The sequence below is a fragment of the Frigoribacterium sp. ACAM 257 genome, from assembly GCF_007954365.1.
GTDB lineage: Bacteria > Actinomycetota > Actinomycetes > Actinomycetales > Microbacteriaceae > Frigoribacterium.
On sequence record NZ_VOLO01000012.1, the window covers coordinates 1 to 1,952 of the forward strand.

Here is a 1,952-nt window from a genome sequence, read left to right on the forward strand (position 1 = left end):
CGGTGCCGAACACGTTCTGCACGGTGATCGTCTTGCCCGCGGTCGCGGTGCCGGTGAAGGTGAACGAGGTCTGCGCCGGGTAGCCGTCGGCCGGGTTGACCGGGTTGGTGACGGTCACGACCGGTGCGGGGGCGGCGTTGGGCTTGAAGTCGTAGACCGTGGCCTTCTTCTCGTCGGCCGTTCCCTTGTCCTGGACGAACTCGAGCTGCCAGATCGAGGTCCCCATGTTCGTGCGGGTCCACTTCCACGTGCCGTCGGCCTGCACGACGTCGGTGCCGAGGACCGTGCCGAACTTGTTCTGCACGGTGATCGTCTTGCGGGGTTCGCCGGTGCCGGTGAAGGTGAACGCGGTGCCGGGAGCGTAGCCCTTCGCCGGATCCGCGGGGTTGGTCACGACGACGTCGGCGGATCCCTGGTCGGAGGGGTTGACCGTGATCGACTGCGTCGTCGTCAGGTTGCCCTTCGAGAGCTGCTTGACGGTGTAGCTGTGCTGGCGACCGTCCACGGCCTCGATCGCGTACGACCAGGTGCCGTTGGCGAGGATCTGGTCGTCCGGGATCTCGCCCTTGAAGACCTTGCCCTCGTAGACGCTGAGGCGGTTGCCCTTGGTGGTCTTGCCGCGGAGGGTGAAGTCGCCTTCGACTTCGTCGCCGTCGGCAGGGCTCGTGATGGTGACCGCCGAGCCGTAGTCGAGCGTGACTTCCTGTGGCAGGCTCGTCTGGCCGTAGACCTGCTGGGTGACCGTGAACGTCTGCGCGCCGGCCCCCGGGGCGGCGATCCCGAGCGTCCACCCCCCGTCACCGTTGGCGTCGACGGTCTCCTCGTGCTGCGCACCGTCGGCGACGTGGACGACGGCGCCCGGCTCGGCGGTGCCGAAGATCGTGGCCTTCTCGTCGATGTCGGCCTCGAACGCGCCTGCGGCCTCGAGCACGTGGATGTCGAACTGCACCGCGAGCGAGCCGTCGGACTGCTTGGCGCCGTCCAGCCACTCCTCGAAGGTGATCTCGTTGGCGCCGATCTTCATGCCGGGCACCGTGGCCGTCCACGTCCCGTCGGCCTCTGCGACGATGTCCTTGTCGTAGCCGTCGATGATGACGGAGGCGCCTGGTCGGGCATGGCCGGAGATCTCCGCGGTGCCCAGCGCCTTGTCGAGTTCAACGAGGCTGGCGCCCACCGGGCCGTAGGGGATCTGGACCGAGATGTACCCGCTCTTCGGGCTGAAGTCGTTGAAGTACCCCTGCTGTGCGTAGAACCTGACGGTCGAGCCCGGGCGGTACGTCTTCCACAGGTCGACAGAGCAGTACTTGCCCACGCCCTGATCGCCGTTGTTGCCTGCGTTGCTGCAGACCCCGCCACGGGGCCATCCCGAATCTTCGGCTCCGTAGATGACCATGTAGGCGTCTTTGACGCCGTAGACGAAGAACTTCGTCGTGCCGGAGGCATCGGTCTGCGCGCTGAGGCCGTAGGGGGCCGGGTACGTGTCCCCGTCACGTGGCTGCTTCGACTCGGTCGACGTGTCGGGTGCTTCGGCGGGTGCGGCCTGTGCCGCCGTTCCGAGGGAGAGGGATGACGCGAGCGTCAGTGCGGCGAGGCCGAAAGCGGCCCCTGTCTTGGCAGTTCTCATGAGTTCTCCGTCTTTCTGATCGGCCCGGTGATATTTTGGGCATCGATGACAAGACTCAAATACTGCATCGGATACACCCGATTCGCAACCACATGACGCAGGGTGAGTGAAGGAGGGGGAGAAAGATGAGGCCTCCCCCGTCCGGCTCGCGACGCTGCACGGCCTGCACGAGATGACGTGGCCCCCGTGGTGGAGCGTGAGCTTCACCACGGGGGCCGGAGGAGGTGTGTCGAGGGTCAGGGCCGGGGGGCGAAGTTGTAGACCGTCGCCTTGTGCTCGTTCGCGGTGCCCTTGTCCTGGATGAACTCGAGCTGCCAGGTCGACGTGC

The 1,952-nt window shown here is 66.5% G+C and carries 1 protein-coding gene; it reads right to left on the reverse strand.

Annotated features, from left to right (window positions below; genetic code table 11):
• A partial coding sequence (locus ES689_RS15445; RefSeq protein WP_146906471.1) for a hypothetical protein occupies positions 1-1,624 on the reverse strand: 1,624 nt, incomplete at its 3' end.
• Positions 1,625-1,952 lie beyond the last annotated feature (328 nt).